We start from the raw sequence: 25,447 nt of genomic DNA on the forward strand, positions 1-25,447 counted from the left end.
ACTTTACACTTTCTCTTCACAGACTTTCATCTGGCAGTTCTTGCAGTCAAAGGTAAGGCGGAAACGTTTGCCGTCTGTTCCTACCAGATAATAAGGTTCCCGATACGGAGACTGTCCCTTTTGATGCGTAGGACACCAGCCCATACTATAACGCAGGCAATGTTTGCAGAACATAAGTACGGCTTCGGGCACCGCCTGTTTCTCGTAAGCCGGTTCTATGGCAACTACTCCGTGAGTCTGATAAAAGCTGCGGGCGGCAGTATTCATCACATTGCCCAAATAGGTCAGAGATGCTGTCGGGAAACGATGGCGGGTAGCTTTCCACACGTGCAACTCACGGCGGTAAGTAATACGACGGGCGGCAGTCAGCCTGTCTATCGCTTGGCGGCGCCAGTCAGCTATCACCGAAGCGGGTATGAACCAGTTCTGCGACAGGCTGATTGCAATGGCGGGAGTTGCTTCCGGGGAGCTGTCCATTACCTCAAAAGGAGTGTTTCCCAATTTGCCAAGCTGGGTGCACAGGTTGTCCTGTTGCGGAGTACGCGCAAGTTCTTTTGAATAGGGGAATGACAAGGTTATGCGATTGTCGTCTTCGTCCGCAACTGTCAGTGCAAAACCCGAAGGGGTATCTGTCAGCTCCCATTTAATACCGATTTTACGCTCGGCGGACTTGCGTGCAAGGACACGCTCAAAGTCCTGGTCGAAATTACGGTAAAGACGGGTACGCGGTTTGATGCGGGGCATATCGCCTGCCGGATACAGCTTGTTGCCGTCCACCCGATTGATGCGGAAGCCTTGCAAACGCCCCTGTTCATCGAGGAAGCAAACACCGTCTCCGTTATGGAAAGGCTTCACTCCGGCTACGGTAAGGTAGTTACCGCGTTGCTCTTTCATCGTTCCCATCTCCTCGCCCAGTGATTTCGGCGTATCGAAAGAGGATATTTCCCGGTCGCGGCCTTGCAGGAAGTAATGGGTGAAACCACGGCTGAAACTCTTGTCCAACTGGGGCTTGAAGTCGAAACGGCAAGTGCCCGAGGAAGCGCGTACATACTCCTTGCGGCGGGCAAAAACAGCATCCAGTTTCTGACGGTAGGCGGCTGTGACATTCTTCACGTAAGAAACGTCTTTCAACCGCCCTTCTATCTTCAGGGAAGAAGCGCCGGCATCCAGCAGGTCTTCCAGTACTTCACTTTGATTCAAGTCTTTCAAAGAGAGCAGATGCTTGTCGCGGACGATGGTTTTTCCGTCAGCATCTGCCAGACTGAACGGCAGGCGGCAGAACTGGGCGCATTCCCCCCGGTTGGCGCTTCTGCCGAAGCACGCCTGACTGACGTAACACTGTCCGCTGTAGCTTACACAAAGCGCGCCATGTACAAAGACTTCCAAAGGCGTCTCCGGACAGGTCTCGTGGATATTGCGTATCTCCTGCAATGAAAGCTCGCGTGCCAGTACCACCTGACGAAAACCGGCATCCGCCAGAAAACGAACTTTCTCCGGTGTACGGTTGTCCATCTGTGTACTGCCATGCAACGGTATGGGCGGCAGGTTCAGACGGGTAATGCCCATGTCCTGCACAATCAGCGCATCTACACCGATACGGTACAGTTCCCAAATCATCTTTTCCGTTTCGGCCAGTTCTTCTTCTTTCAGGATAGTGTTTACCGTGACATAGATACGTACATTGTATAAATGGGCGTATGCCACCAAAGCGGCAATATCTTCCAAAGAATTAACCGCCGCAGCACGTGCACCGAACTTCGGAGCGCCTATATATACCGCATCCGCACCATGATTGACGGCTTCAATGCCACACTCCAAATTCTTGGCGGGCACCAACAGTTCTATTTTCCGTTGCTTTATCATGCTACTTAATATCTTCAATGTTGAATGGAGTTTCCTGATACACAAAGTAGTTCAGCCAGTTGGAGAACAACAGGTTGGCATGCGCACGCCAACGCACCAATACGCCTTTGTCCGGGGTATCATCCAGATAGTAATTGCGGGGCATCTCGATAGACAGTCCCTTATCCAAGTCGCGACGGTACTCCGTATCGAGCGTCAACGGAGAATATTCGGAATGACCGGTTACGAAAAACTCACGCCCGTTACGCGCCATCACCATGTAAACTCCCGCATCTTTCGATTCCGAAAGCAGTGTCAGTTCGGGAACTTTCAGAATATCTTCCTTGCGAACTTCCGTATGGCGGCTATGGGGTACATAGAACACATCATCAAAACCACGGAAAATGGGATAAAGAGGTTGCAGAGTACGGTGCTCGAATATGCCGAACATCTTTGCGTCCAACGGATATTTGGGCACACCGTAGTGGTGATAAAGTCCGGCCTGCGCCGCCCAACAAATATAAAGAGTGGACGTGACATGTGTACGCGCCCAATCGAAAATCCCGGTAATCTCGTCCCAATAGGTCACTTCCTCAAAATCCATCTGCTCCACAGGAGCTCCGGTGATAATCATACCGTCATACTTCTCGTCACGCATCTTCTCAAAATCCGTGTAGAAAGTCTTCATGTGCTCTATCGGAGTGTTCTTGGAGGTATGGCTCTTGATTTTCATAAACGAAATCTCCACCTGTAACGGAGTGTTGGACAGCAAACGCACCAAATCAGTCTCCGTCGTAATCTTCAACGGCATCAGATTCAATATAACAATCCGCAACGGACGAATGTCCTGTTGGGTGGCACGTGAATTATCAATAACGAAGATATTTTCCTCTTTCAGCAGCTCTATCGCGGGAAGTTTATCGGGTAAATTTAAAGGCATAAGCTCTGTTCTATGGTTTAACTAATTACTGTTTACGATTTTAGTGTGTAAAGTTAGATAAAAAATCAAAGTGCTATAAATAATTTATAGAAGTTTTTATCGAATTAGAATAGGCGATATGAAATATTAGTATACTTTTGCACCCTTGTTACTTAAAGATATATATAAAAAGAGAAGAAAAAGCACCAAGCTATCAAGCGTGATAACTCATAATAGAAATCCGGAAGCGTAAATAACTTTCTCATAATATTTGTGGTTCTGCCCAATCTGATATATCGACACATAAGCTTTTGAGTGTGAACCGAAGACGAAGAAATTTTCGTCTTGTAAAACTACTATAATTATGAATATAACGAGAAACGTTTTCAAGAGAGTCTGTAATGTACTGTGCCTGGTTCTTGCCTTATTGTCTGCATCCTGCGTTAATAAGATAAGCGATGAAATTCAGGAAAGTAATATTCCCATCACCTTTTCTACAAAAACAAGTAAGAGTGCTACCAAAGCAACAAATAACACTTTTGAAACCGGAGACAGGATGGGTATATTTGCCATGCTGACCGGAAATGACCTAAACAAAGAACGATATATCGACAATTTACTCTTGGAGTGTGGAGAAGGAACTACATTGCTTCCCCAAAAAGAAGTTTACTACCCGGAGGGAGACGCTACACTGGATTTTATAAGCTACTATCCCTATCAAACCAATGGAATATCCGAAGGTGGTTATTTACTGAACGTCACAGTACAGACAGACCAAAGCAAGTCTTCAAACTACAGCCTATCCAATTTTATGACCGCACGGACAGAGAATGTAGCCAACAATGAGGAAACCGTGCAATTGGAATACAAGCATCAGTTTGCGAAGATAAAGTTAGTTCTTACTCCCAAAGAAGGCGAGAATGCGGATGATATGCTCAAAGCCAATCCTAAAATCATAGCTACCGGCTTCAAGACACAAGCCGTATATGACCTGCAATCGGACAAATTATCAAAAGTGCACGAAGAAAGTGAAACAGATATTATACCCGCCGGTGTATGGAAGAAAGATGGCAACGGTCTGTCCGGCAAAGAGTTCATAGTCATTCCGCAAATACATTCCGACAGCGAACAGGCTTTCACTTTAGAATGGAATGGCAAAATTTATGCATGCTCTCTGCCTTCGGCTACTATCAAAGAAGATACAGAATTGGAAATTCGTATCGATGCACTCCAAAGCACAAGTGAAGCACTGACAGGCATCATCGCCAATATCAAAGAATGGGGATACAGCGAACAAGGTGAAAGTGAAAATAAATATGACATTACCACTGTCCACACAGCTTCCTTCTCATTCAAGACATCCGACGTGTACAGAATCTATTATCAAGGAAAACCAGTTGCAGAAGTCTGCCGGGAATTTCTCAACAGCACCGTTGCTGATGCAATCTACTCTAAAGCGATTGTCGTCTACCCCATGCAAGACAATGAGCAAACCGACCTAAGCAATGGGCTCGTCTTGCAACTCCCTGACAAAGAAGCCACGATACATGGCGGTAAAGTAAGTTGGGATAAATCTCAAAACTCACTAACCTATACTGCAGGACACTCCAAACCTATCGAGAAATTCTACATCAACGGAAACAAAGAAATAGTTACAGAAAAAACGTCTGCCGTATTGGCCATCAATATCAGCAACTATGTAATCAGGGATATGCGATTTAAAATACCGCAAATCTACCCCATTGTAAAAATAGGTACACAATACTGGATGAAGGAGGATTTGAGAGCTACCTATTACAACAACAGAGAAAGCATCCCCCTCAGAATGGTCTTAGGGCAAGGTGGAGGCTATTTTAAACAGGACAACTTCGACGCCCATTTTTATAACGGAGAAGCCGTATTGACCGGTAAATTAGCACCGGCAGACTGGAAGATACCCACGGAAAATGACTGGAACAGATTAATAGAGTATATAGGCGGGAGTGCCTCTACACTTAAAAAAGCAGAAAGCTGGAGCACCGACACTTACCCGGCAACAAACGAAAGCGGATTCAACTCCCAACCCAGAGGGCTGATTCTGGAGAATGAAAAAGGAAAAACCGTTATTGTGAATTCCAACTCATCCACTGCATACTGGGTATATGACGGCACACAAAAGCAATTGGACAAAACAATAATGCTTGACAACAAGAATAATGGCGTAGAATTCAAAACCAAAATCAAACCGGAAGGTAAAGATTATTATAACGCCTTTTCTATTCGTTGCATAAAAGAATAGCCTGTCAAAAAGGCATTTCTCATTTCTTTTTCGTATTTTTGTTCCCAATGTGCAAGATTTTGCCAATTAGACAAAGACAACGAAGAAGAAATGAGAGTAATCGATCTGATAAACAGTAACGAAAAAACAGCTTTTTCTTTTGAAATATTGCCCCCTCTGAAAGGTACAGGCATCGAAAAGTTGTACGAAACAATAGATACACTACGGGAATTTGACCCTAAATACATCAATATAACCACACACCGCAGCGAGTATGTGTACAAGGACCTTGGCAACGGACTGTTTCAACGCAACCGGCTTCGCCGCCGTCCGGGAACGGTATCTGTTGCCGCAGCTATCCAAAACAAATACAACATAACGGTTGTTCCACATATTCTTTGCAGCGGCTTCAGCCGTGAAGATACCGAGTATGTATTGCTCGATCTGCAATTTCTGAACATCACAGACCTTTTGGTATTGCGCGGAGACAAGGCAAAGCATGAATCTGTCTTTACTCCCGAAGGCAACGGCTATCATCATGCAGTGGAATTGCAAGAGCAAATCAACCAATTCAATAAAGGTATCTTTGTAGACGGTTCCGAGATGAAAGTCACCAATACTCCTTTCTCATACGGAGTGGCCTGTTATCCGGAGAAGCACGAAGAAGCTCCAAATATTGATACGGACATTTATTGGCTGAAAAAGAAAATGGAAACCGGAGCGGAATATGCCGTTACCCAATTGTTTTATGACAATCGGAAATATTTTGACTTTGTAGAACGTGCCCGCAAAGCCGGGGTCACTATCCCCATTATACCGGGCATCAAACCATTCAAGAAGTTGTCACAGCTCAGCATGATACCCAAAACATTCAAAGTGGACTTACCAGAAGAACTCACAAAGGAAATTTTGAAATGTAAGAATGATGCCGAAACACAGCAAGTAGGTATTGAATGGTGTGTACAGCAATGCAAGGAATTAATGGAACACCATATTCCCAGCATTCATTTCTATTCTATAGGTGCGGTAGACAGCATTAAGGAAGTAGCTAAACAAGTTTATTAACTAAATATCAATACCGTGTTTTTTAAAGATGTAATCGGCCAAGACGCAGCCAAACAGCGATTGATACAGGAAGTGCAGGAAGGACGTATTCCTCATGCACAACTGTTCTGTGGTCCGGCAGGAGTAGGCAAGCTACCTTTGGCTATGGCTTACGCACGCTACATCTGTTGCCCGAACCGTACGGAAGCTGATGCCTGTGGCACGTGTCCTTCGTGTGTGAAATGGAACAAGCTGGTACATCCGGATGTACACTTCGTATTCCCTATTGTAAAAAGCACCAAGGGGAAAAAAGAAGTCTGTGATGATTATATAGCCGACTGGAGGCATTTGGTACTGAACAATCCCTATTTCTCACTGAGCCATTGGCTGAACGAAATGGGAGCTGAAAACGGTCAGGCAATTATCTACGCAAAGGAAAGCGATGAGATTACCCGAAAACTCAGTTTGAAATCCAGTGAGGGCGGATATAAGGTGACCATTGTATGGCTGCCCGAAAAGATGCACGAAGTTTGTGCCAATAAATTGCTGAAGTTATTGGAAGAGCCCCCTGAAAAAACCGTATTTCTTTTAATCTCAGAAGCTCCCGAAATGATATTGTCCACCATACTCAGCCGTACACAACGTTTCAATATCCGCAAAATAGAGGAAATGAGTATAGCCAATGCCCTGCAGCAAAAGTATGGCGTACAGCCTGCGGACAGCCAGACCATAGCGCATTTGGCAAACGGAAACTTCATCAAGGCATTGGAAACAATTCATCTGAATGAAGGAAACGAACTCTATTTTGAACTGTTCGTCAGTTTAATGCGTCTTTCCTATCAGCGGAAAATACGGGAGATGAAGCAATGGAGCGAGCAATTGGCAGCTATGGGACGCGAACGCCAAAAGAACTTTCTGGAATATTGCCAGCGTATGATACGGGAAAACTTCATCTATAACCTGCATCGGAAAGAAATGAATTACATGACACTGCCTGAGCAAAACTTCGCTACCCGATTCGCCCCATTCGTCAACGAACGGAACGTTATGGGTATCATGGATGAACTCAGTGAAGCACAGGTACATATTGAACAAAATGTAAATGCCCGTATGGTTTTCTTTGATTTTTCACTGAAAATGATTGTTCTGTTAAAGCAATAGGGTAATCTTTTTCGGCCTGAATCTAAATAATAAACAGTAAATAGTCAAATAATAGATAGAATGATGGAATTTAAACTACATAACGGAAGCGGTGGTCTCTGCTGCAAAAGCTGCGGCAGACAGGACAAGCAACTAAATACCTACGATTGGCTTGCCGATATTCCCGGCAATGCAGAAGAATCGGATATGGTGGAAGTCCAGTTCAAGAATACCCGTAAGGGCTATTTCCGCAACAGCAACAAAATACCTCTGGAAAAAGGCGATATAGTAGCCGTAGAAGCTACTCCCGGACATGATATAGGTGTAGTAACTCTTACCGGACGACTCGTCCCTCTACAAATGCGCAAAACCAATATCAAGTCGGAAGCCGATATCAAACGTATCTACCGTAAGGCAAAACAGGTAGATATGGATAAATATAATGAAGCGAAAGCACGTGAACACAGTACGATGATTCGTGCACGTCAGATAGCCCTTGACCTCAACCTCAACATGAAAATCGGTGATGTTGAATATCAAGGAGACGGCAACAAAGCTATCTTCTACTACATTGCAGATGAGCGTGTAGATTTCCGCCAGTTAATTAAAGTTCTGGCTGACGCCTTCCACGTACGTATTGAAATGAAACAGATTGGCGCACGCCAAGAAGCCGGTCGCATCGGCGGTATCGGACCTTGCGGTCGCGAACTATGCTGTGCCACATGGATGACGTCTTTTGTATCCGTATCAACCAGTGCCGCTCGTTTTCAAGATATTTCACTGAATCCACAAAAGCTTGCCGGACAATGCGCCAAATTGAAGTGTTGTCTTAACTATGAAGTGGATTGCTATGTAGAAGCACAGAAACGCTTGCCTTCCAAAGAAATCGAATTAGAAACCAAAGACGGTGTATTCTATTTCTTTAAGGCGGACATCCTTAACAATCAGATAACCTACTCCACCGACAAGAACATTCCGGCCAATCTGGTTACAATCAGCGGCAGACGGGCTTTTGAAATAATCGGTCTGAACAAGAGAGGTATCAAACCGGACAACCTACTGGAAGAAACGCGTCGTACCGAACCAAAGAAACCGGTAGACCTACTCGAGCAGGAAAGTTTAACCCGTTTTGACCGTAACCGTAAAAATAAAAATGGAGGAGACGGCAACAACAGTAACGGCAATGGCAACAATGGCGGCAATCGAAACAAGAAGAAGAAAAAGAATGCCAATAACCGACCACAAGGTGGTGAACAGCCTGCCACTCCGCAACAACAAGAGCAGTCTAAACCGCAAGGAGACGAAAAACGGGTACAGGGAGACGAGAAACGCCCGCAACGAAATAACAACAATCGTAAACGTCCCCACAATAACAGACCTAAGTCTCAAGGAGATAAACCTGTTCAAAATGATAAACCTGTTCAAGAATAAGACAAAGTTTCTGAAAATCACCATACTACTGTTTGTTGCAGGCATATTAAACGCCTGCGACAAACAAACTGTATATCATGCATTCCAGTCTATCCCGCAAGAAGGTTGGAAACGACAGGACACACTATTTTTCAATGTCAGCATACCCGATTCACAAACTTACTATAAACTGACTATCGAAGTCCGTAACCGTAATACCTACCCTTATCAAAACATAAATTTATCCGTTTGTTACGATAGCCCGGAAGTCAAAAAGCTACAGGCTGACACACTGAAAGCCGTCATAGCCAGCGAGGAAGGCATCTGGAAAGGAGATGGTTGGGGCGGATTATATCAATCCGCATTCCCTGCCGGAAGTATCAAAATAGAGAAGCCCGGTGATTATCTTTTCAAAGTAGCCCATACAATGCCCGATGACATCCTTCCCGGCATCAACGACATAGGAATCAAACTACAACGGTAATATTACGTAAATCTATGACGAGGTTACACCAACCTCCTATTCCTTCCGGCATCAATACGCAGGAAAATAAACAGCAGTATCGTAAAACCCCATAACGACGAGCCACCATAACTAAAGAAAGGCAACGGAATACCGATTACAGGTGTAAGACCGAGTACCATTCCGATATTTATAAAAAGATGAAACAGGAAAATACTCAGTACCGAGTATCCATATACCCTGCCAAATGCCGACTGTTGCCGCTCTGACAACACTATCAAACGAAGTATCAGAATCAGAAACAATAGCAGCACAGCCGTTGAACCGATAAAACCCTCTTCCTCCCCCACTGTACAGAAGATAAAATCCGTATCTTGTTCGGGTACATATTTCAGTTTAGTCTGTGTACCGTTCAAAAAGCCCTTCCCGGTCAATCCGCCCGAACCAATAGCAATCTTTGACTGGTTTACATTATAACCTGCCCCTGCCAAATCTTCCTCCATGCCCAACACAACCTTGATACGTATCTGCTGATGAGGTTCCAACACTTTATTGAAGAAATAATCGCTGGAATAGAGAAAGCCTATCGAACCTATAGCAAATAATCCAATAAGAAGACAACTCCAATGGCGCTCACTCAAAGAAAGAAAGAATAAATAGCACACTGTCACAACACATAATCCCCATTGCGCCCACACCAAATTAAAGGGAGTGATGTACTCTGATATAAAATATGCGATAAGCAACACTATAAAAGAGCCTCCGATAATATTACGAACCGGCTCCCATTTCTTTTTATATATCCATACCATTCCACCGGCAAAGAGCAAAACCATTGACAATACGGCAAACTCTCCGATAGGTGTTGGAGTATCCGCTATAAAAACCTGATCGAAACGAATTCCCACCACAAAATATACCACAGCGCAAATACCGGAAAAGAGCACCACACCGGGCATACCTTCACGATAAAGCATCAGAAAGAAAGCTGTATATACCAATGCGGAACCTGTTTCACGTTGAAGGATAATCAGCAGCATCGGCAAAAGGATGAGAAAAGCCAACATCAATGCGCTTTTCCAGTTTTTTATGGTAAATGAATAAGCACTCATATACTTTGCTAATGCCAGTGCTGTGGCAAACTTGGCAAACTCAGCCGGTTGCAAACTGACAGGTCCCAAAATTAACCATGAACGTGATCCCTTAGTATCAGGAGCTATGAAGATAGTGACAACCAATAATAGAATAAGTCCTATATATATAATGTAGGAAAACATATCATAGAGTGTATCCTCCAGCATCAGCAAAACAAAGCCCAGCCCGAATGAACAGACAATCCACATAAACTGTTTACCGGCACGAGTGGAAAAATCAAGAAAATCACGGTCACCATAATCGTAACTTGCTCCGCAAACGCTAAACCAGCCAAATACAATCAGCATCAGGTAGATTACAATCGTCACCCAATCCAATGATTTCCATATATTGTCTCTTCTTACCATTTATACTGTTAATATTTGACCGTTCACTACCTTTCTTCGTCTCCGTACAAAATTATACGGTTACTAAATTCCTCCGCACGTATTTCATTCTCCGGCGACAACTTACCATGTAAGTACTGATCCATCATCATAGCACCGATAGGAACACCGTAAGTCGCCCCGAAACCACCATTCTCCACATAGACCGCAATTGCTATTTTGGGGTCGTTCATCGGAGCGAATCCCATAAATACAGAATGGTCTTTCCCTCGATTCTGCGCCGTACCGGTTTTACCGCATGCTTCCACACCGGGCAGAATTGTACCTACCATACGGCAAGTCGCACTACCCGTACTTCCTGTAACAGCGGCACGCATACCTTCCACAACTTCATCATAATACTCCCGGGCAACCGAAGTGATACGTGGAGTACGGTAAATGCTATCCAGGTCATTGTCTTGTATTTCTTTTACAATATGCGGGGTTATGAAATGCCCCCGATTGGCAATGGTTGCACCTAAATTGGCTATTTGCAACGGAGTGGCAAGAATTTCACCCTGTCCGATAGCGATACTGATAACCGTAAGCCCGTTCCAAGAACCACGATATGCTTTATCATAAAATTTTGCGTTAGGAATCAACCCGCGTTGTTCTCCGGGAAGGTCTGTACCGAGACGATAACCGAATCCTTGAGAAACCATATGGTCTTTCCATACGGTAATGGCATTTTGAGGAGAACCATACTTTTTGTCACTGAACATTCGGAACAGCCCCCAGCAAAAGTAGGAATTACATGAAGTAGCTATGGCCGGAATCAATGGCAAAGGAGAACCATGCCCGTGGCATCCCACATGCAAGCTTCCATAGTTAAACCCGTGTGCACAGGGAAAAGTCGGATAATCTTCATGGATAATTCCTTCTTGCAAAAATGTCAATGCCTGCGCAGTCTTAAAAGTGGAGCCCGGTGGATATGCCCCCATTATTGCACGGTTCAACAAAGGTTTTCGTTTGTCTCTTTGTAACATTCGGTGATTCTTGCCACGCTGGCGTCCAATCATCAAGTGAGGATCGAAAGTGGGAGAAGAAACCATACAGAGTATCTCTCCCGTAGCCGGCTCAATGGCTACAATCGCCCCGATTTTATGCTGCAATAGACGCTCACCTAACCTCTGTAATTCGATGTCGATACCTAAGGTCAAATTCTTACCGGGTATGGAAGGGCGGTCGAGCTTCCCGTCCATATAATGCCCCTGAATACGCCCATGCGCATCACGAAGCAGAATCTCCACTCCTTTTTCCCCACGGAGATACTTTTCATAAGATTTCTCTATCCCTTGCTTTCCTATATAATCTCCCCGAATATAGTAATTGTCCGCTTCAATATCTTTCTTTGACACTTCGCCTATGTCTCCCAACGCATGCCCGGCGGCATCATAAGTATATTGCCGGATAGTACGCCGCTGGATATAGAAACCGGGAAATTTGAATAGCTTCTCCTGAAACACACCGCACTCTTCTGCCGAGAGTTGTGTCATAAATACCTGATGCGTATATTTGGAATAACCGGGATTCATCCAACGGTTCTTTACATCTTTCATACGCTTTTGGAACTGTTCGAGTGTAATGTTCAACGCACGACAAAAATCCAGCGTATCAAGTTGTACCACTTCACGAGGCACGAACGTAATGTCGTATGCAGGCTGGTTAAAAACCAACAGTTTACCGTTACGGTCATAAATAGCGCCACGCGAAGGATACTGAATCTTATTCAGAAAGGCATTGCTGTCCGCATTCTTCTTGTAGTCATCCGTCATGATTTGCAAGTCGAACAGACGAATCACGTAGATAAGGACAATGACAACAGCCGCCATGCCTATCACATATTTTCGTTTCTCCAGCGTATAATCCTTCATTCAATTGCGACTTATGAGTTCCTTTTTATTTCTTCCGTATACCCTCTACCGCCATTATACAAGTTACAGTCAGCAAAGTGCTTGTTACAATTCTCAACAACAACGTACCGATGTGAGCAAAAGAGAAGAATTCGAGAGTAAGCAGCATCCCGTGATGCACCAAGACACTGACAACCAAATATTTCAGAAAAGGAGAGATTCCCATTGTACGGACTGCCGGAATCAATGTATCCAGCGTATCGCGAGGTACAAACAAACGTAAGAATACAGGGCGCAGAAAGGCTAACAACACCGTGGCAGCCGCATTCATTCCCGGAGTATCGGAAAAGACATCAACCGCCAGCCCGAGGAAGAAAGCCCATAACATCAATGCGTTACGGGACACATCCGATTCAAACTTCAAAATCAGGTATATATATAAAAACGGGGTGGCATATCCGGCAATATGCACATTGTTCAGTATCAGCACCTGCAATAGCGCCAAACCGATAAACCATCCTATCTTATGCAAATAATTGATTATCATTTTTCCCCTTCTTTTTCCAGCATATTCTGTTCTACCTGTCCGCTACGCGAAATAACACGCACATTACTCACCTTACCGAAATCCGTAGCCAGCTTTATCTTCAACAGATATGAAAGTCCGTCATGAGAGTCAGACATATCATCAACCGTTCCTACCATAACCCCTTCGGGAAATACCGTGGAGTAACCGCTTGTCACTACTGTATCACCCAGATTAAATTCCGCATGCCGAGGCAAATCTTTCAGATAGGCAAAACGCGAATCTCCGCCTTCCCACTTCAAATAGCCGAAATAATCACTGCCCACAATCTTGCAGCTGATGCTCGACTTGCTGTTCAGCAACGGAATAACCAGCGAATAGCGGGGGGAAGTCTTATATACAATACCTACTACCCCATTTGCATCCACCACACCCATCTCCGGACGAATGCTATCTGACGAACCACGGTCCAATGTAATGTAATTATCCGCCTTATTCAGACTGTTCTTAATAATATTCGCCTTGAATATGCGGTAATCATCCGGAGCAAGGCGCGCCGTGCTATATAGTTTTACTGAATCCAATCCCCTTTCTTGCAGGCTTCTTTCAAGAAAAGCCACCCGTTGTTCCAACCACATATTCCGGTCGAGTAAATCCTCGTTGACCGATTTCAAGTGGAAGTAAGAACTGATACCTCCCGAAATCTCATAAACTTTCCCTGCCACTCCGTTTGCCGAGGTGAAATACACACTCTGTTGATAATGGTTGAAGCGGAACAATAAAACAAAACTGGTAACCTCTAACAAAAGAAAGAGGAACCAGTAATTGTATTTAATAAGAAAGTTCAGTAAGTTTCGCATACCTATCTCATCAGGAATGAGAAGCGGTCAACATTCTTCAATGCAACGCCTGTACCTTTGGCAACGGCATGCAAAGGGTCTTCCGCAATGTGGAACGGTATGTTAATTTTATCGGTCAGACGTTTATCCAGTCCGCGAAGCAGAGCACCGCCACCGGCCAGATAGATACCGTTATGCACGATGTCGGCATACAATTCGGGCGGCGTATTCTCCAATGCACTCAAGATAGCAGTCTCAATCTTAGAGATAGACTTCTCCAGACAGTGTGCCACTTCCTGATAGCATACGGGCACTTCCATAGGAAGAGCCGTGATACGGTTTGGACCATGAACAATATAATCTTCAGGAGCGTCCTCACCCAATTCGGTTAAAGCCGCACCTACATTAATCTTGATACGTTCTGCCATACGTTCGCTGACCTTCACGTTGTGCTGGCGGCTCATATACTCCTGAATATCGGCAGTCAGGTCGTCACCGGCAATACGGATAGAGTTATTGGAAACAATACCGCCCAATGAGATAACGGCAATTTCCGTAGAGCCGCCACCTATATCAACAATCATATTACCCTCTGGCGCTTCCACATCAATACCGATACCGATAGCTGCAGCCATCGGTTCAAATATCAAGTAAACATCACGTCCACCGGCGTGTTCGGCAGAATCTCGCACGGCACGAAGCTCAACTTCCGTACTTCCCGAGGGAACACCTATTACCATACGGAGTGAAGGAGAGAACAGACGATTACGATTGTTCACCATTTTAATAAGTCCGCGTATCATCTGCTCGCAAGCATAGAAGTCGGCAATTACGCCGTCACGAAGCGGACGGATAGTACGTATGTTCTCGTGGGTTTTTTCGTGCATCATCTTCGCCTTTTCACCCACGGCAATCATCTTGTCTGTACGACGGTCCAAAGCTACTACCGAAGGCTCGTCCACTACTATCTTACCGTTTGTGGTAATAATAGTATTGGCAGTACCAAGGTCCATCGCTATTTCTTGTGTAAAAGAGAATAATCCCATATTTCTTAAATGAAGAATTAGGAATGAAAAATTAAGAATGCTATGCAGAATAACAACGCGAGTAAAGACAGCGCAGTCAATTCCTCATTCTTAGTTCTTCATTCATCATTAATATTAGTGTTTAAAGTGGCGGAACCCTGTTATCACCATTGCAATGCCATGCTCGTTGCAATAATCAAACGAGAGTTCGTCCTTGATGCTTCCGCCCGGCTGAATCACAGCTTTAACACCTTCATTGCCTGCTATTTCCACACAATCGGGGAAAGGGAAGAAAGCATCACTTGCCATTACAGCGCCATTCAAGTCGAAGCCGAAGTTCTTAGCTTTTTCGATAGCCTGTTTCAAGGCATCTACACGGCTGGTCTGACCTACGCCGCTTGCCAACAGCTGTTTGCCTTTTGCCAATACAATAGCGTTGGACTTGCTATTCTTCACAATTTTGTTTGCAAAAAGCATATCTTCGATTTCCTGTGCAGTCGGAGCTTTTGTCGTTACTGTTTTCAAGTCTTCGGAAGTCTCCACTTTCAGGTCACGATCTTGTACCAGCACGCCGTTCAGCAAAGAGCGGAACTGTTTCTTTGGCAAAGTCGCCTGCTTACGAACCAAGATTATACGGTTTTTCTTCTGACCGAGGATTTCCAAGGCATCCACATCATAATCGGGAGCAATGATAACTTCAAAGAATATTTTGTTGATTTCCTCGGCAGCAGCCTTGTCAATCACAGCATTTGTGATAAGCACGCCGCCGAACGCAGATACAGGGTCACCGGCAAGCGCGTCATTCCAAGCCTCCAGCACGGTAGGACGTGAAGCCAATCCGCAAGCATTGTTATGTTTCAGGATAGCAAAAGTCGTATCCGTAAATTCATCAATCAAATCAACGGCAGCGTTGATATCAAGCAAGTTGTTATAAGAGATTTCTTTTCCGTGAATCTGGTCGAACATTGCATCTATATTGCCATAGAAGTATCCTTTCTGATGCGGATTCTCACCGTAGCGTAAAGTCTTCTGGTTGTTGGCAGATTGACGGAAAGCTGAGCCTTCTTCACCGTCAAAATAATTAAAGATGGCCGAATCGTAATGAGAAGATACGGCAAAGGCCTCTTTAGCAAACCAACGGCGTTCTTCGAGTGAAGTGGTAGCGCCATGCTCCATCAACATATCGCGAAGCGGCTGATATTGAGCCTGTGAAGCAACAATTACCACATCATTATAATTTTTGGCTGCAGCACGAATCAACGAGATGCCGCCTATATCAATCTTCTCGATAATAGCCGGTTCCTCAGCACCACTGGCAACAGTAGCCTCAAACGGATACAAATCTACAATTACAAGGTCTATTTCGGGAATTTCATATTTTTCTATTTGCTGCATGTCTTGTTCCAATCCGCGGCGGCAAAGAATTCCTCCAAATATCTTAGGATGCAGAGTCTTTACGCGTCCACCCAAAATGGAAGGGTATGTAGTAAGGTCTTCCACCGCTTTGCAGGGATAGCCTAAAGATTCGATAAATTGACGAGTTCCACCGGTTGACAGGAACTCTACACCTTCTTCATGCAGTTTGGTAATGATTTCGTCCAAACCTTCTTTATGGTAAACGGATACCAGAGCTGTTTTGATTCTTTTAGTTTCAGACATGGATTTGCGTATTAAAGTAATGCGTACATTTTACTATTTGATGTGCAAAGTTACGAATTTTGTTTATTCATACATACATTCATACACAATAAATTAGGTATAATTAAAAAAGGAACTTATTATTAATTCCAATAACTCTGTATGGCGGTATAAGAAAAGTCCCGCCAAAAAGGTGTTTATACCTCTCTGACGGGACTGAAATCTTTTATGAAAGCAAGGCTGTTACCAGATAGAAACTCGTTTTTCCACCGGCACAAACATCTGATCATTCTCTGTAATATTGAAAGCCTCATACCAAGCACCAATTTGGGGTAAAGCACCGTTTACGCGCCACTTGCCCAACGAGTGCACATCACTCTTAGTGCGATTCAGGACTTCTTCTGGACGGATGTTGTTTCCCCATACACCTGCATAAGCGAGGAAGAAGCGCTGTTCGGGAGTAAATCCATCCATTACAGGCAGCGGATTGGCAGCAGTAGCCCTCTTGAATGCCCGATAGGAAACTTGCAAGCCGCCGTGGTCGGCAATGTTCTCACCCAAAGTCATACGGCCATTGCCGTGTACCCCCGGAGCGACTTCAATGCTGTCGAACACATTCACCATAACCTGAGCACGTTCATCAAAACGTTTGGAATCCTCGTCAGTCCACCAGTCTTTCAAATTACCGTCTTTATCGTATTGGCGACCTTGGTCATCAAACCCGTGAGTCATCTCATGGCCGATTACCACACCGATAGCTCCGTAATTGAAAGCATCATCCGCATTCATGTCAAAGAACGGATATTGCAGAATACCGGCAGGGAAACATATTTCATTTGTTGTCGGGTTATAATAAGCATTCACAGTTTGCGGAGTCATCAGCCATTCCTCCTTATCCACCGGTTTGCCGGCTTTAGCCACCATTTCCGCGTGGTTCCATTCGTTGGTACGCTCCATATTTGCCCAATATGAATCATCTTTAATCTCCAATGTAGAGTAATCCTTCCACTTGTCAGGATAACCGATTTTCACATGGAAAGTAGCCAGCTTTTCCAAAGCCTTTACTTTGGTAGAATCTCCCATCCAAGCAAGCCCCTTAATGCGTTCGCCCAAGCTTTCTTGCAGATTCTTCACTAAAGCCACCATACGTTCTTTGGCAGCGGCAGGGAAATATTTCTCTACATACATCTGCCCCACAGCTTCACCCAAGGCTGAACTCACTGTACTGACAGCTCTCTTCCAACGAGGTTGCATTTCTTGCGTACCGCTCATTGTACGTTGGTAGAAGTCGAAGTTTTGCTCGGCCATAGCATCATTCAAAGTACCAGCGGCGGCATCAATCAATCTCCATTGCAGATAGAGGCTTTGTTGGTCAATAGGCAGAGTATCCAAAATATCGGCGGCTGCTTTCAGAGAAGCGGGCTGCCCTACGATAATCTCCTTCACGTCCTTCAAATCCAAAGCAGACAGATAAGCATCCCAATCGAAAGTGGGGTAATTTTTTTCCAATTCTTCCAGCGTCATTTTATTGTAGTTGGCATGCGGGTCGCGCAATTCCGTACGCGAACGGAAAGCCTTTGCAAGACGTGTTTCTACGTCCATAACTACTTCCATACCTTTTTTGGCAGTAGCCTCATCAAAGCCTGCCAATTGATACATCTTCTGTACGTGTGTACGGAAAGCATCACGAATCTTAGCGGTAGCCTCATCATTCTCCAGATAATATTCACGTTCACCCATACTCAAACCCGTTTGGTAAGACTGTACAGCGTTCATGCTACTATTCATTTCATCGGCCCCTACATACAGAACATTATAGGAAACAATGCCCTTCTTTTGCATCTCGCCCAACAAAGCATAAAGTTCTTTCTTGTCTTTCAAGCTCCCCAACCTTTCCAATTCGGTTTTAATAGGGACTATGCCATCTTTATTCAGTTTCACACTGTCCATTACGATTTTGTACAAATCGCCTACTTTCTGCGCTATACTACCGGCTTCATGTTGAGTGGCAGCCAATTCTTCGATAAGTCCCTGAATCTGCTTACGGTTATTTTCTGCGAGAACAGTAAAAGAGCCGTACTGTGAGTACTCGGCAGGAATCGGATTATTCTTCATCCAACCGCCACAGGCGTATTGGTAAAAATCTGTTCCGGGCAAAGCCATTGTGTCAAGATTGGCAAGCTGAATACCGGCTGTAAGCTCAGCCTGTTTCTTGCCTGTGCTGCAAGCACCTGTCATCAGACAAAATGCTGCAATGGGTAAAAAATGAAATACTTTCATACTTATAAAATATAATGTTATAAAGTTATCACTCCTTTCTCGTCTCCTCCAGTTCGCAAGAGGCTACATCCCACTCTTCCATTACATTATCCAATTGAGTTTTCAACTTTTGATGCTGTTCATAGAGTGTCATATCCGAAGCGCCTTCCGGTGTAGCCATTTTGGCTTCAAGAATAGAAATGGCCGATTCCAGTTGTTCTATCTCCGCTTCACAATCCGCTACACGGCGTTCCAGCTTTTTAAGTTTCTTATTGAGTTCCTTTTGCTCCTCATAGGACAATTTTGCGGCAGAAGGTTGTACAACCGTTGTTGCGGCATTATTACCGGTTACCATTTTTCCGACAGGGGAAGAGGACAGCGAAGGAGACTTCTGCAAGTCATTCAAACTCTCTATCTGTTTTTTCTGCAGGAAATCGTAAATACCGCCAAGATGCTCCTTTACCACTCCGCCACCGAACTCATATACTTTAGTCGCAAGTCCATCCAAAAAGTCACGGTCATGGCTGACAATTATCACTGTACCGTCAAAATCGCGTATCGCTTCTTTCAGTACATCCTTGGAACGCATATCAAGGTGATTCGTAGGTTCGTCAAGAATCAGGAAATTCACCGGTTCCAGCAGCAGCTTTATCATGGCAAGACGAGTACGTTCTCCACCGGAAAGCACTTTTACCTTCTTGTCAGAAGCCTCTCCGCCAAACATGAATGCTCCCAAAATATCACGTATCTTCAACCGGATATCCCCTACCGCCACACGGTCAATAGTATCAAAAACAGTCAGATTCTCATCCAACAATTGCGCTTGATTTTGCGCAAAATAGCCTATCTGCACATTATGCCCCAAAGTCAACCTTCCGGTATAATCCGTAATTTCATCCATGATACACTTTACAAGCGTAGACTTGCCCTCACCATTTTTACCGACAAAAGCAACCTTCTCACCACGATTAATCGTAAGATTAACATCGTGAAAAATAACATGGTCTCCATACGCCTTGGCAACATCTTCACAGATAACCGGATAATTGCCGCTGCGACTGCTGCAAACAAACTTCAAACGCAAAGAAGAGTTATCCTCTTCGTCCACTTCTATACGTTCTATCTTTTCAAGCTGTTTGATACGGCTCTGCACCTGTACCGCCTTAGTAGCCTTATAGCGGAAACGCTCAATGAAATCTTCCGTATCCTGTATCTGTTTCTGCTGGTTTTCGTAAGCGCGCAACTGCTGTTCACGACGTTCTTTGCGCAACACCACAAACTCATCATACTTCACTTTATAATCATAAATACGTCCGCAAGTTATTTCAATGGTACGGGTTGTGACATTATTAAGAAAAGCGCGGTCGTGGCTGACGAGTACCACCGCATTGGCACGAGTGGACAGGAAATTTTCCAACCACTGAATACTTTCTATATCAAGGTGATTCGTAGGCTCGTCAAGCAATAATACGTCCGGACGACGAAGCAATAACTTGGCAAGTTCGATGCGCATACGCCAACCTCCGGAAAACTCGCTTGTAGAGCGGTCGAAATCCTCACGGCTAAAACCCAAGCCCTGAAGGGTTCGTTCTATTTCAGCACGATAGTTTGTTCCGCCCATCATCAGGAAACGCTCATTCTCATGGGTAAAACGGTCAATCAGCTTCTGATAATCTTCACTGTCATAATCAGTGCGTTCGGCAAGCTGCCGGTTCATACGCTCAATATCAGCCTGCATCTCAAAGATATGCTCAAAAGCAAGTTCCGCCTCCTGCATTACAGTACGCTCATCACTGAGTATCATCACCTGAGGCAAATACCCGATAGTACATTCGCGGGGAACAGCCACAACGCCGGAAGTCGGTTGCTGGATGCCGGCCAATATTTTAAGCATGGTAGACTTGCCTGCGCCATTCTTGCCGACAAGAGCTATACGATCCTTTTTGTTTATAACATAAGAAACGTCTTCGAACAGAGGGGTGGCATTAAATTCCACCTTCAGTCCTTCTACAGATATCATAGTGTCAATGAATTAATCGTTCAAGACTGCAAAGGTAGCGATATTATTTTTATTCTCACGCAATCATGTATTCAAAGCATACGACTGCACTCATTTTAAAATTCAAGGTTTATATGAATGTTTGTATGAATGACAGATAGTATAAGATAATTATGTATATTCACTTAAAATATCGGATGATACGGCAAACGGGTAATTAGTTATTTATATTTACAGCATAATATATTTACCTTTTAGCAGTACTTTGAGGCAGGCTTAGTCGTATACTGAGGTAGCCTCAGTCGTATACTTAGATAGGCTCAGTCGTATACTGAGCCACACTCCATAAAAGCACACTGACAATCAGGTAGTTACAAACAAGCATCCGCCACTCATAAACCTTTACAAAAAAAATCCCCTCTTTCCCTTCCTGTTCAGCCAGTTTGGAGAACAAAAAAGGGAAAGAGGGGATAATCTTTTCAAAGAAAGCGCTCTAACGTTCCTTTAAAATAACTTAGCAGGATATTCTCCGGCATCCACCAATGCCTGAATCTTGTCGACCACACTCTGGCGATCTTCCGGATAAGTCACACCGAACCATTTACTGTTCGTATCAAGCACCTCAACCGTAGCCGTACCGTCGTTAATCAGTTTATCTACCATCAACGGTATGAAGAATTCGCTCTTCAAGTTCTCCATATTCTTAGGGTCGCTGAGGAATGTCTTGAAGAACTCTTGGCTGTAAGCAAAGTAATCGGGAGTAAAGCCCCAGAAGTTCATACTGACTGGAGTAGTATCGGGAGTAGCTGTCCATTCGCCATTATCATCAATATATTTCACTTCACCGTCCATACGCTGAATCTTGGTACGTTCTACAACAGAGGTCAACAGTTTTTTTGCATCCGTGCCGCAAAGACCGCGTGATACGGTACCGCTTTCGCTTAATGTATTGCCAATGCGGAAACCTACCATTGAATATACATTCTTGGAGCCTTCGGGAAGCGCAGACAGGAACTTACCCATAACTTGGAAAGAATCACGGCCATAGAAGTCATCACAATTGATAACGGCAAACGGTTCCTTTATCACATCGGCACCCATCATCACGGCATGGTTGGTGCCCCAAGGTTTCGTGCGGTCTGCCGGGCAAGTAAATCCTTCGGGAAGTGCATCCAGTCCCTGGAACACCAGTTCGCACGGAATATGTCCTTCGTATTTAGAGATAATCTTATCACGAAAATCCTGTTCAAAATCTTTACGGATAACAAAAACGAGCTTACCGAATCCGGCATTGATGGCATCGTAAATAGAATAGTCCATAATAGTCTCACCATTCGGACCCAGTCCATCCAATTGTTTCAAGCCACCATAACGGCTACCCATACCGGCTGCCAATAAAAATAAAGTTGGTTTCATATTAGTAATTATTTAAAAAGGTTAGTGTATCATGGTTGATAACAGGTGCAAAAGTAGTAAATTTTATATCAGAAAGGGGGCGATTTTAGTTCATTCTTTACAACAATCGTACAAAACTCTACCTTATTGACCGATACTTCCACCTTTAATCCGCTTTTTTGGCAAATACTTTTTACTATTGTCAATCCAAGGCCGGTAGATTCACTATCGTGCGAAGAGCGGGTGAACCGGGCAAATAAATCACCCGATGGAATAATATTGCCGTATGTGTTGGCTATCTTAATACTGTTTTCTGTAGTTTCCACGCGCAAGCATCCTCCTATTACATTGTAACGCACAGCATTCACAATCAAATTCATTACCAGCCGTTCCGCCAACATACGGTTCATCGGTACAACAAAAGGCGCCTGGCTATCCCAAACTATCGTAACCGACTTATCTTGCAAAATATCTTCATAAGCGGATAAATACTCTGTTATGTACTCGTTTAGATTAACCTGCTCCACATTGGCAAACTGATCGTTGTTGATACGGGCTATCAACAGTAATGCACGATTAAAGCGAGTCATTCGGCTGACAGTATGTTGCATATCCCTTACCAAATCCATGACCTTCTCATTGTCCGTTTCTTGCTGTTGAAGCATCTCTAATTTCATTTTCAATATAGATAAGGGAGTTTGCAACTCATGCGACGTGTTTTCTGTAAGTTCTTTCAATGAGAGATAATCATTGTGCATCTTCCCCATCATATCAGATATAGTATTCCCCATTTCGTCAAACTCTTCAATACCACAAACAGGCATCCTATCCGGTTGTTGGCGATCTATGCGGAAACGTCTCAACTGTTCCAGCAGAAGATAAAAAGGCCGCCACAAAATACGGGTGTAATAGGTAGAAACCCACGAATATGCAATCAAAAAGAAAAGCAACAACAGCGATAAAGATATGACCACCGCAGACATCAAATCGTCTTCTTCCAGCGTAGGCTGGCTCAAGAGTACTTGATAAGTACCCTCACGGGTATCTACATTAAACTTTAAAACACGGTAGATCACTTGTTCTCCTTCATATTTACTATAAATCAAAGAGTCGTAAATGGCACATTCCTTTCCTTTTTTTGCAACCTTACCCACTTCATGGAAAAGAAGACGGCTGTGCTTCAGTTCCAAATCATGAAGGGAAAGCAGCGTATCATGACTCGCCGCATACTCTTGTATATCCTGCTTATACTCTTGCAGCACATCATCGGTGGAACGATGAATAGAATTACGGAAGATATAATAATGCGTAATGCTTCCCAGTACCAATACAACAAGAAAGGCATACACAGTATATTTCCAATAAATAGAAACTAATTTCATACTCAGTCTCCTCAATATTCCGTAAACTTATAACCGACGGCATATACAGTCTTAATATAATCCTTTGCATCAGCATCCAGTAATTTCTTGCGAAGATTACGGATATGCGTGTACACAAAGTCGAGCGAATCGGCTGAAATTCCCATCATATCTCCCCATAAATGCTCTACAATAGTCTCCTTCGTCAGTACCCGTTCACGGTTCATGACAAAAAACAGAAACAAGTCGTATTCCTTACGGGTCAGCACTACCTCTTTCCCATGGACAAACAATTTATGAGCATCCGTATTAATACAAAACTCGTGAAACACATAATCATTACGCCCTTCGAATCTGCGGCGACGGATAACCGACTTTACCCGCGCATTCAGTTCAGGCAAGCTGAAGGGTTTGGCCAAATAATCGTCTGCACCAATGTCCAATCCCAAAATCTTATCATCAATGGAATTTAAAGCCGACACAATAATAATGCCGTAATCCAATCCTTGTTCTTTAATGTAGCGGATAATATCAAATCCGTTTCCGTCCGGCAATGTTATATCCACCACTACGCAATCGTACTCATACAATCCCAGTTTTTCCATAGCCGAAGCAAAATCATGGGCACACTCGGTAACGTACTTTTCCGTATTAAAAAAATCAACAATCGCCCGGGCTATCTCGCGTTCATCTTCAATAATTAATATATTCATAGAGGCAAGGTTATATGTATAATCAGACAAATGTAACTCATTTCTCCTAAAGCATCAACCCGTTCACACAAAATCTACGCAAAAACAGAATCTTCAGAAAAACTTCAGAATTGTCTCTTTTCTTTGCCTCGTCTAAACTTTAAAAAAATAAATTATGAGAAAGAAAATGAATTTGGCAGCGTGGTTGCTGGGAGCAGCCATGATTGCATTCACAGCATGCAGTGATGACAACGAAAACAACGGTAACAACAACGGCAACATTATTCCCGAAAACTTACCTAAACCGGTAGCCAACGTATTTACCAAACAATTTCCTGATGCTGTAAATGTAAAATGGACTGAAAAGAAGAACTACTATGTGGCAACCTTCGACTTGAAGAAAGGTAAAACCCGTGCCGATACTGCTCCGGCTCCCCAATGTGAGGCTTGGTATACCCAAGAGGGACAATGCAGCCTGAGCGAAAAAGAAATTTCAAAAGAGGACTTTAAAACCCAATATACCAAAGTATGGGATGCTTACAATAAAAGCACCTACAATACGGAAGGTTATATCCTTGATGACATCGACCTGTTACAACGCAACCTTAGCGAAACAGGAGAAGCCGAAATCATCATCAAGCTGGAAGTCGAAAAGAAAGATGCAGAATACGAACTGTACTATACGACAGAAGGTATATTAGTAAAAGAAGTGCCCGACAATGACGAAAACGATGAAGACGAGAACCTCCCATGTCCGCAAAAGTTGGTAAGCTACATTGCAAAGAATTATAAGGATGCCATCATCGTTGACTTTGAGGAAGAGAAAAACGAAACAACTAAAGCATTGGAATATGAAGTAGAAATTCTCCGTTCAGCTAAAATAGAGAATTTATCTATCAATATTGAATACGAACTACTCTTCGACAAGGATTACAAATTCTTAGGTAGTGAAATCGACCTTGACGACCTAATAAAAGTTGCGTTCATTCAGATGTTTGTCAAAAAGCTCCCTCAAGAGAAACTTGATGAGTTAATTGCCCTTACCGGCGAAAAGGATCCAAGTAAATGGGAGATTGAAATCCGTGAGAATACTAAACACGAGATTGAAATCTACACGGAAGTGGAAACTGCAGAAGACAAGGAAGAACTGGTATTGATTGCAACTATTAATCCTGCCGACTTCGGGTTATAACCCGCCAATAGTTATACACAAAGATAGACCTTCATCGTAACTATCAACAATATCAACTCACAACAAAGCAGAC

The 25,447-nt window shown here is 43.8% G+C and carries 19 protein-coding genes; 6 read left to right on the forward strand and 13 right to left on the reverse strand.

Annotated elements, in window-relative coordinates; all coding sequences use genetic code 11:
• Positions 1-3 precede the first annotated feature (3 nt).
• Positions 4-1,863 carry a peptidase U32 family protein gene (locus DW121_RS13560; protein WP_118324115.1) on the reverse strand — a complete coding sequence of 620 codons (1,860 nt, stop codon included), beginning with the start codon at positions 1,861-1,863 and terminating at the stop codon, positions 4-6.
• Between the two features lies 1 nt (position 1,864).
• A complete protein-coding gene (gene metA, locus DW121_RS13565; protein WP_118324081.1) occupies positions 1,865-2,782 on the reverse strand; it encodes a homoserine O-succinyltransferase in 918 nt (305 codons plus the stop codon).
• Between the two features lie 343 nt (positions 2,783-3,125).
• Between metA and DW121_RS13570 the strand changes: the two genes are divergently transcribed.
• The 5 genes from DW121_RS13570 to DW121_RS13590 all read left to right on the forward strand — a co-directional run bounded on the left by DW121_RS13570 (position 3,126) and on the right by DW121_RS13590 (position 9,096).
• Positions 3,126-5,039 (forward strand): fimbrillin family protein, encoded by a 1,914-nt coding sequence (locus DW121_RS13570; protein WP_118324082.1) that lies wholly within the window; start codon positions 3,126-3,128, stop codon positions 5,037-5,039.
• A 90-nt stretch (positions 5,040-5,129) separates the two neighbouring features.
• Positions 5,130-6,083 carry a methylenetetrahydrofolate reductase [NAD(P)H] gene (gene metF / locus DW121_RS13575; RefSeq protein WP_117713003.1) on the forward strand — a complete coding sequence of 318 codons (954 nt, stop codon included), beginning with the start codon at positions 5,130-5,132 and terminating at the stop codon, positions 6,081-6,083.
• A 15-nt stretch (positions 6,084-6,098) separates the two neighbouring features.
• The gene (locus tag DW121_RS13580) at positions 6,099-7,223 is read left to right on the forward strand and encodes an ATP-binding protein (RefSeq protein WP_118324083.1); all 1,125 of its coding nucleotides are present in this window, start codon (positions 6,099-6,101) and stop codon (positions 7,221-7,223) included.
• 63 nt (positions 7,224-7,286) lie between these two features.
• On the forward strand, positions 7,287-8,633 hold the full coding sequence (locus tag DW121_RS13585) for a stage 0 sporulation family protein (protein WP_117713002.1): 1,347 nt from the start codon (positions 7,287-7,289) through the stop codon (positions 8,631-8,633).
• On the forward strand, positions 8,611-9,096 hold the full coding sequence (locus DW121_RS13590) for a gliding motility lipoprotein GldH (RefSeq protein ID WP_117712964.1): 486 nt from the start codon (positions 8,611-8,613) through the stop codon (positions 9,094-9,096). The genes DW121_RS13585 and DW121_RS13590 overlap by 23 nt, the downstream gene beginning before the upstream one ends.
• A 23-nt stretch (positions 9,097-9,119) precedes the next feature.
• Here the strand turns inward: DW121_RS13590 and rodA are convergent, their stop codons facing one another.
• The 11 genes from rodA to DW121_RS13645 form a co-directional block, all read right to left on the reverse strand.
• The gene (gene rodA / locus DW121_RS13595) at positions 9,120-10,577 is read right to left on the reverse strand and encodes a rod shape-determining protein RodA (protein ID WP_118324084.1); all 1,458 of its coding nucleotides are present in this window, start codon (positions 10,575-10,577) and stop codon (positions 9,120-9,122) included.
• Between the two features lie 26 nt (positions 10,578-10,603).
• The gene (gene mrdA, locus DW121_RS13600; RefSeq protein WP_118324085.1) at positions 10,604-12,469 is read right to left on the reverse strand and encodes a penicillin-binding protein 2; all 1,866 of its coding nucleotides are present in this window, start codon (positions 12,467-12,469) and stop codon (positions 10,604-10,606) included.
• A 25-nt stretch (positions 12,470-12,494) separates the two neighbouring features.
• Positions 12,495-12,995, reverse strand: a complete 501-nt coding sequence (gene mreD / locus DW121_RS13605) for a rod shape-determining protein MreD (protein ID WP_118324086.1) — start codon at positions 12,993-12,995, stop codon at positions 12,495-12,497.
• The gene (mreC, locus tag DW121_RS13610) at positions 12,992-13,834 is read right to left on the reverse strand and encodes a rod shape-determining protein MreC (protein ID WP_117712960.1); all 843 of its coding nucleotides are present in this window, start codon (positions 13,832-13,834) and stop codon (positions 12,992-12,994) included. Before mreC ends, mreD begins: the two co-directional genes overlap by 4 nt.
• Positions 13,835-13,836: 2 nt before the next feature.
• Entirely contained in the window at positions 13,837-14,859 is a 1,023-nt protein-coding gene (locus tag DW121_RS13615; protein WP_117712959.1) for a rod shape-determining protein, read from the reverse strand.
• A 114-nt stretch (positions 14,860-14,973) separates the two neighbouring features.
• The gene (purH, locus tag DW121_RS13620; RefSeq protein ID WP_118324087.1) at positions 14,974-16,497 is read right to left on the reverse strand and encodes a bifunctional phosphoribosylaminoimidazolecarboxamide formyltransferase/IMP cyclohydrolase; all 1,524 of its coding nucleotides are present in this window, start codon (positions 16,495-16,497) and stop codon (positions 14,974-14,976) included.
• A 222-nt stretch (positions 16,498-16,719) separates the two neighbouring features.
• Positions 16,720-18,756: a M13 family metallopeptidase gene (locus DW121_RS13625; protein WP_118324088.1), complete on the reverse strand. Its 2,037-nt coding sequence runs from the start codon at positions 18,754-18,756 to the stop codon at positions 16,720-16,722.
• Positions 18,757-18,784: 28 nt separating this feature from the next.
• Positions 18,785-20,755 (reverse strand): ABC-F family ATP-binding cassette domain-containing protein, encoded by a 1,971-nt coding sequence (locus DW121_RS13630; RefSeq protein WP_118324089.1) that lies wholly within the window; start codon positions 20,753-20,755, stop codon positions 18,785-18,787.
• A 483-nt stretch (positions 20,756-21,238) separates the two neighbouring features.
• Complete coding sequence (locus tag DW121_RS13635) at positions 21,239-22,150, reverse strand: nucleotidyltransferase (protein ID WP_118324091.1); 912 nt, start codon at positions 22,148-22,150, stop codon at positions 21,239-21,241.
• A gap of 68 nt (positions 22,151-22,218) precedes the next feature.
• Complete coding sequence (locus DW121_RS13640; protein WP_118324093.1) at positions 22,219-23,511, reverse strand: sensor histidine kinase; 1,293 nt, start codon at positions 23,509-23,511, stop codon at positions 22,219-22,221.
• Between the two features lie 11 nt (positions 23,512-23,522).
• Positions 23,523-24,203 carry a response regulator transcription factor gene (locus DW121_RS13645; protein WP_117712953.1) on the reverse strand — a complete coding sequence of 227 codons (681 nt, stop codon included), beginning with the start codon at positions 24,201-24,203 and terminating at the stop codon, positions 23,523-23,525.
• A 154-nt stretch (positions 24,204-24,357) separates the two neighbouring features.
• Between DW121_RS13645 and DW121_RS13650 the strand changes: the two genes are divergently transcribed.
• Complete coding sequence (locus DW121_RS13650) at positions 24,358-25,374, forward strand: hypothetical protein (protein ID WP_118324095.1); 1,017 nt, start codon at positions 24,358-24,360, stop codon at positions 25,372-25,374.
• Positions 25,375-25,447: the final 73 nt, after the last annotated feature.

The organism is Bacteroides sp. AM10-21B, from assembly GCF_003472565.1.
Lineage (GTDB): Bacteria > Bacteroidota > Bacteroidia > Bacteroidales > Bacteroidaceae > Bacteroides > Bacteroides propionicigenes.

Coding starts and splice junctions, on each gene's coding strand:
- DW121_RS13560 (WP_118324115.1), bottom strand. CDS start 1,863: ATGATAAAGCAACGGAAAATAGAACTGTTGGTGCCCGCCAAGAATTTG.
- metA (WP_118324081.1), bottom strand. CDS start 2,782: ATGCCTTTAAATTTACCCGATAAACTTCCCGCGATAGAGCTGCTGAAA.
- DW121_RS13570 (WP_118324082.1), top strand. CDS start 3,126: ATGAATATAACGAGAAACGTTTTCAAGAGAGTCTGTAATGTACTGTGC.
- metF (WP_117713003.1), top strand. CDS start 5,130: ATGAGAGTAATCGATCTGATAAACAGTAACGAAAAAACAGCTTTTTCT.
- DW121_RS13585 (WP_117713002.1), top strand. CDS start 7,287: ATGGAATTTAAACTACATAACGGAAGCGGTGGTCTCTGCTGCAAAAGC.
- DW121_RS13590 (WP_117712964.1), top strand. CDS start 8,611: ATGATAAACCTGTTCAAGAATAAGACAAAGTTTCTGAAAATCACCATA.
- rodA (WP_118324084.1), bottom strand. CDS start 10,577: ATGGTAAGAAGAGACAATATATGGAAATCATTGGATTGGGTGACGATT.
- mrdA (WP_118324085.1), bottom strand. CDS start 12,469: ATGAAGGATTATACGCTGGAGAAACGAAAATATGTGATAGGCATGGCG.
- mreD (WP_118324086.1), bottom strand. CDS start 12,995: ATGATAATCAATTATTTGCATAAGATAGGATGGTTTATCGGTTTGGCG.
- mreC (WP_117712960.1), bottom strand. CDS start 13,834: ATGCGAAACTTACTGAACTTTCTTATTAAATACAATTACTGGTTCCTC.
- DW121_RS13615 (WP_117712959.1), bottom strand. CDS start 14,859: ATGGGATTATTCTCTTTTACACAAGAAATAGCGATGGACCTTGGTACT.
- purH (WP_118324087.1), bottom strand. CDS start 16,497: ATGTCTGAAACTAAAAGAATCAAAACAGCTCTGGTATCCGTTTACCAT.
- DW121_RS13625 (WP_118324088.1), bottom strand. CDS start 18,756: ATGAAAGTATTTCATTTTTTACCCATTGCAGCATTTTGTCTGATGACA.
- DW121_RS13630 (WP_118324089.1), bottom strand. CDS start 20,755: ATGATATCTGTAGAAGGACTGAAGGTGGAATTTAATGCCACCCCTCTG.
- DW121_RS13635 (WP_118324091.1), bottom strand. CDS start 22,150: ATGAAACCAACTTTATTTTTATTGGCAGCCGGTATGGGTAGCCGTTAT.
- DW121_RS13640 (WP_118324093.1), bottom strand. CDS start 23,511: ATGAAATTAGTTTCTATTTATTGGAAATATACTGTGTATGCCTTTCTT.
- DW121_RS13645 (WP_117712953.1), bottom strand. CDS start 24,203: ATGAATATATTAATTATTGAAGATGAACGCGAGATAGCCCGGGCGATT.
- DW121_RS13650 (WP_118324095.1), top strand. CDS start 24,358: ATGAGAAAGAAAATGAATTTGGCAGCGTGGTTGCTGGGAGCAGCCATG.